Genomic DNA, 5,202 nt, shown 5'->3' on the forward strand with positions numbered 1-5,202 from the left:
CTTTGATAACTCGCTCTGCTCAGTCGGACCAACTTATCAATTACCATTGATAAGTTGCTCGTTAAAAGTCATTTAGACTTTTAACCAATCAAATCTTCTAAGCTTTTTCAAAAATATGAGCTAAGACTTGTATCAAAAGTATTTAAATGTGTCTTCCAGAATGTAAATATATCCCTGCGTATAAGTTAAGTGTCTAGAGTGGTTATCTAAATACCTATAATCGACACTTAACTTATAATATGAGAATTACTGGTGATGTTTAAAAAATATTTAACTAAAATTTTACTAAAATATTATTTGATTTCTATTGAAATTTTACTAATGTTTTAGTAAAATGAAACTATAGAGATGATTTAAATTTGAACTTTATTACAAATGGAGTATATTTTAAGGGTGGAGGGTTAGTAGAAATATGGTTAATGAACTAATACTTGATTTTGAAAAGGTTTTTGGAAGTAAGGAAGGGGCTGCGGCTTATTTTGCTCCAGGCAGAGTAAACTTGATAGGAGAACATACAGACTATAATGGAGGACACGTATTTCCTTGTGCACTAACCTTTGGAACTTATGCCATTGCTAGAAAACGAGAAGATAAGTTGATACGTTTATATTCAAATAATTTTAAGCAATTAGGAATAATTGAATTTAGTTTAGATAGTTTAACTAATGAAAAAAAACATGACTGGGCGAACTATCCCAAAGGAGTAGTATGGGCTTTTGAGCAGGAAAAATTTGAGGTAAATAGCGGATTTGAGATACTATTTTACGGAAATATACCAAATGGTGCTGGACTTTCATCTTCAGCATCTATAGAACTTGTTACTTCGGTAATAATAAAAGATATGTTTAATTTTGATTTAGATATGATCAAAATGGTTCAAATAAGTAAAATGGCAGAAAACAAATTTATAGGAGTAAATTGTGGAATAATGGATCAGTTTGCTATAGGTATGGGAAAAGAAAACTGTGCTATTTTACTAGATACTAATACCTTAAAGTATGATTATGCAAGAATAGAGTTAAATGATGCATCCATAGTTATTGCGAATACAAATAAAAGACGTGGACTTGCTGATTCAAAGTATAATGAAAGAAGAACTCAATGCGAAGAAGCTCTACAAGATTTAGCAAGTGAACTTGGCATTAAGACCTTAGGGGAGCTAACAGAAGAAGAATTTGAAAAATATGAGTATCTAATTAAGAGCAGCGTGAATATAAAGAGAGCAAAACATGCAGTTTATGAAAATCAAAGAACAATAAAGGCTGTTAAAGCACTAAAAGAAAATGATCTTGAAACTTTTGGTTTACTAATGAATGCTTCACATGTTTCCTTGAGAGATGACTATGAGGTTACAGGTATAGAACTTGATACATTAGTAGAGCTTGCATGGAAACAGAAGGGAGTTATAGGTTCACGAATGACTGGAGCAGGTTTTGGTGGATGTACAGTTAGTATAGTAAAAAATGATTGTATAGATGATTTTATAAAAAACCTAGGAAAAGCTTATGTTGAAGAAATAGGTTATGAAGCAAGTTTTTATATTGCAAAGGTTGGAGATGGAGCAAGAAAATTAAATTAAAAAGAAAGGAAGATTAACAATGAGTGTTTTAGTATGTGGAGGAGCAGGTTATATTGGCTCACATTGTGTATATGAATTAATTAATAGAGGAGAAAAGGTTGTTGTAGTTGATAACTTACAAACTGGTCATGAACAAGCAGTCCATCCGGAGGCAAGGTTCTATAAAGGGGATATAAGAGATCTTGAATTTTTAAACAAGGTATTTAAAGAAAATGAAATAGATTCAGTAATACATTTTGCTGCTAATTCATTAGTAGGTGAAAGTATGCAGCTTCCATTTAAATATTATGATAATAATGTACATGGTACACAGGTATTACTTGAAGCGATGGTTCACAATGATGTTAAAAAAATAGTTTTTTCATCCACTGCAGCAGTATATGGAGAGCCAGAATGTGTTCCAATATCAGAAAATGATAGAACCAGACCAACTAATACCTATGGAGAAACAAAGTTGTCTATGGAAAAGATGATGAAATGGACAGATAAAGCCTATGGAGTTAAATATATAGCACTTCGTTACTTTAATGTAGCAGGAGCTCATGAAAATGGATTAATTGGAGAGGATCATAATCCAGAAACTCATTTAATTCCGCTTATACTACAGGTTCCACTAGGGAAGCGTGAAAAAATAATGATCTATGGAGATGACTATCCAACAAAGGATGGGACATGTGTTAGAGACTATATACATGTTATGGATTTAATAGATGCACATATTTTAGCATTAAGCAAACTTAGAGAAGGATACGACAGCGATGTATTCAATTTAGGAAACGGCAGCGGATTTTCAGTTAAAGAAATGATTGATGCAGCAAGAAAAGTAGCAGGACATGAAATTCCAGCAGAAATTGAAGAAAGACGAGCAGGTGATCCAGCAGTTTTAGTAGCTGCTAGTAAAAAGGCAAGAAAAATACTTGGATGGGCACCTAAATATACAAATGTAGAAGATATAATTGGATCTGCATGGAAATTCCATAGTACTCATAGGGATGGGTTTAAGTAACAGTAACAAATTATTAAGATAGAAGAACGGGGGATTAATAATGGAGATAAATATTTCTTATGAAATAGAAAGATTGCTTCAATATGGTTTAAGTAAGAAATTAATTGATGATGTAGATTTAGTATATACTAGAAATAGAATATTAGAAGTTTTAAGAATTGATGATGTGGAAGTAGCAGTTGCAAAGGAAGAATTGTTAGAATCCCCTGATTCAATACTTAGTAATATATTAGGATGGTGTTTGGAAAAAGGTGTTTTAGAAGAAGATGGAGTAGTATATAAGGATTTACTGGATACAAAAATCATGGGATGCTTGATTCCAAGACCATCTGAAGTTATTTCAAAGTTTAATGAGCTCTATCTCGAAGATAAAAAGAAAGCTACAGATTATTATTACGATTTAAGCAGATATTCTAACTATATTAGAACAGAAAGAATAAAAAAAGATTTAAGTTGGAAAATTGCTACTGAATATGGATATATAGATATAACAATAAATCTATCTAAACCAGAAAAAGATCCTAAAGCTATTGCGGCAGCAAGAAATATGGCGAATAGTTCATACCCAAAATGTCTATTATGTAAAGAAAATGAAGGCTATGCAGGAAGGATAAATCATCCAGCTAGACAAAATCATAGGGTTATACCTGTAACTCTTAATAATGAAAAATGGTTTTTCCAGTATTCACCTTATGTATACTATAATGAACATTGTATAGTATTCAAAGGTGAGCATAAACCTATGAAGATTTCAAAGGAAACCTTTATGAGATTACTAGACTTTACTCAAAAATTTCCACATTATTTTATAGGTTCCAATGCAGATTTGCCAATAGTAGGAGGTTCTATTTTATCTCATGATCATTTTCAGGGAGGTAATTATGAATTCGCTATGGCGAAGGCTAAAGTAGAGAAGGAGTTTAACATAGATGGATTTTCCGATGTAAAAGTTGGAAGAGTTAAATGGCCTATGTCTGTTATAAGATTAGAGGGTGAGAATAAGGAATCTTTAATAGAGGCAGCATACCATGTATATATAAAGTGGCAGGATTATTCAGATGAAACTGTTGATGTTTTATCAAATACCGATGGAGTGTTGCATAATACTATAACACCTATTGCTAGGATGAGGGATGAAAAATTTCAGCTTGATTTGGTACTTAGGAATAACAGAACTACTGAAGAACATCCAGAAGGTATATTTCATCCACATAGAGAATTACATCATATAAAGAAAGAAAATATAGGCCTCATAGAAGTTATGGGTTTAGCAGTTTTACCAGCGAGATTAAAAACTGAACTCAAAGATTTAGAACACTATTTAATTAGTAAAGAGAATATACATGATGAAGAAGAGTTAAGCAAACACAAAGAATGGTGTGAAGAAATTATAAAGCAATACGAAAATATAAATAGCGAAAATGTAAGAAAAATATTGCAAAAAGAAGTAGGAATCAAGTTTACTAGAGTGCTTGAGCATGCTGGAGTTTTTAAAAGAGATGAGGAAGGGCTATATGCTTTTGATAGGTTTATTAGCTCATTATAAACAATGAAAGTAGGTCAGTAATTAATGGCAACTATAAAAGATATTGCGTCTAAAGCTGAGGTTTCTATAGCAACCGTATCCAGAGTATTAAATTTTGATGAAACTATAAATGTATCAGAAAAGACAAAAAAGAGAATTTTTGAAATAGCTGAGGAATTAGATTATGTAACTCCTCGTGAAAGAAAAAATAAAAAGCAGGAATATATAAATATTGGAATTGTCCATTGGTACTCTGATAAAGAAGAATTAGAAGACCCATATTATCTGTCTATCAGACTTGGAATAGAAAAAAGGTGTGAGAATGAGCACATTCATTTTACGAGGATTAACAAGGGCGATAAATATGATAGTTTTGAAAACTTTGATGGCATAGTGGCTATAGGAAAGTTTGGAGACATTGATATTGAAAAATTCAGCAAGTTGACTAATAATATAGTTTTTGTAGATTCTTCCCCAAATGAGGATAAATATGATTCAGTAGTTGTTGATTTTAGAAAAGCAGTAAATAATGCATTGGATTATTTAACTTCTCTTGGACATAAAGAAATTATATATATAGGGGGAGAGGAGTATATAGATAACGGTAAAATGAAAGTTAAAGATTATAGAGAAGAAACTTATATAGAATATATGAAAAATATTAAAAATTATGATAGAAGTAATGTATTCTTAGGAAGTTTTACCCATGCAGATGGATATAGATTAATGAGAGAAGCCTTGATAAGAAGAAAAGCTCAAAGTGCTTTTTTTATATCTAGCGATTCAATGGCGATTGGGGCCTATAAGGCTGCTATAGAAGCAGGACTTAATATTCCTGGAGATATAAGTATTGTAGGATTTAATGATATATCAACAGCTAAATATATTGTGCCGGCTTTGAGTACAGTAAAGGTATATACGGATTTTATGGGAGAGAGTGCAGTGGACCTACTTTTAGAGCGAATGAAGAATGGAAGAACAATTTGCAAAAAAGTTATAATACCAACAAGGTTGATGATACGGGAGAGCTGTAAACCAGTAATAGAATAAGTAATATGAGAGAAGATGAATATAAAATATGAGGTTGTATTG

At 31.6% G+C, this 5,202-nt stretch carries 4 protein-coding genes; all 4 read left to right on the forward strand.

The annotated features are described in order from the left end of the window. The first annotated feature begins 412 nt into the window (after positions 1-412). The 4 genes from I6U48_RS29285 to I6U48_RS29300 are packed head-to-tail and all read left to right on the forward strand — an operon-like array spanning position 413 to position 5,160. Positions 413-1,579 (forward strand): galactokinase, encoded by a 1,167-nt coding sequence (locus I6U48_RS29285; protein WP_218324044.1) that lies wholly within the window; start codon positions 413-415, stop codon positions 1,577-1,579. A gap of 19 nt (positions 1,580-1,598) precedes the next feature. Then, positions 1,599-2,585 carry a UDP-glucose 4-epimerase GalE gene (gene galE / locus I6U48_RS29290; protein WP_218324045.1) on the forward strand — a complete coding sequence of 329 codons (987 nt, stop codon included), beginning with the start codon at positions 1,599-1,601 and terminating at the stop codon, positions 2,583-2,585. A 40-nt stretch (positions 2,586-2,625) separates the two neighbouring features. Next, positions 2,626-4,131: a UDP-glucose--hexose-1-phosphate uridylyltransferase gene (galT, locus tag I6U48_RS29295; protein ID WP_218324046.1), complete on the forward strand. Its 1,506-nt coding sequence runs from the start codon at positions 2,626-2,628 to the stop codon at positions 4,129-4,131. A 24-nt stretch (positions 4,132-4,155) separates the two neighbouring features. Beyond that, the gene (locus tag I6U48_RS29300; RefSeq protein ID WP_218324047.1) at positions 4,156-5,160 is read left to right on the forward strand and encodes a LacI family DNA-binding transcriptional regulator; all 1,005 of its coding nucleotides are present in this window, start codon (positions 4,156-4,158) and stop codon (positions 5,158-5,160) included. The last annotated feature ends 42 nt before the right edge of the window (positions 5,161-5,202 follow it).

Origin of the sequence: Clostridium thailandense (assembly GCF_019207025.1) — a bacterium.
GTDB classification, from domain to species: domain Bacteria; phylum Bacillota; class Clostridia; order Clostridiales; family Clostridiaceae; genus Clostridium_AM; species Clostridium_AM thailandense.

What these genes read in the sequence shown, in the direction of transcription:
- I6U48_RS29285 (WP_218324044.1), top strand. Translation starts at nt 413, where the DNA reads ATGGTTAATGAACTAATACTTGATTTTGAAAAGGTTTTTGGAAGTAAG.
- galE (WP_218324045.1), top strand. Translation starts at nt 1,599, where the DNA reads ATGAGTGTTTTAGTATGTGGAGGAGCAGGTTATATTGGCTCACATTGT.
- galT (WP_218324046.1), top strand. Translation starts at nt 2,626, where the DNA reads ATGGAGATAAATATTTCTTATGAAATAGAAAGATTGCTTCAATATGGT.
- I6U48_RS29300 (WP_218324047.1), top strand. Translation starts at nt 4,156, where the DNA reads ATGGCAACTATAAAAGATATTGCGTCTAAAGCTGAGGTTTCTATAGCA.